This is a genomic window from Rhodanobacter thiooxydans LCS2, from assembly GCF_000264375.1.
Classification (GTDB): domain Bacteria; phylum Pseudomonadota; class Gammaproteobacteria; order Xanthomonadales; family Rhodanobacteraceae; genus Rhodanobacter; species Rhodanobacter thiooxydans.
On record NZ_AJXW01000200.1, the window covers coordinates 1 to 349 of the forward strand.

Sequence of the window (349 nt, forward strand, 5' to 3'; positions counted from 1 at the left end):
ACAGACAACACACGGCACATGCCGGTGAGCGAGAACTGGTCGGCGTGAGAGCGCATGAAGTCGTACTTCATGGCAGTTCCTTGGCGAAGTACGCCGCCGCTTTTTTTAAAATGTCGCGCTCCTCCGTCATGCGCGCCAGTTCGCGCTTGAGGCGCACAATTTCCGAATCCTGGTCCGCGTGCTTGCGGCCGGAGCCAGGAAAGGAGAGCTCGCCGGATCGGACCTGCTCGGCCTTCCACTTGTAGAGCTGGTTCCGTCGGAGACCCAGGTCGATGGCTACCTCCGATGCGGGACGTTCGCCCGCATCGAGCAACCTGACCGCTTCGCGCTTGAACTCCGCGGTGAACCG

The 349-nt window shown here is 61.6% G+C and carries 1 protein-coding gene; it reads right to left on the reverse strand.

What is annotated here, in order from left to right; all coding sequences use genetic code 11:
* Window positions 1-67 precede the first annotated feature (67 nt).
* Window positions 68-349, reverse strand: a 282-nt coding sequence (locus UUA_RS18480; protein ID WP_008439916.1) for a transposase, incomplete at its 5' end; no start/stop codon positions are given.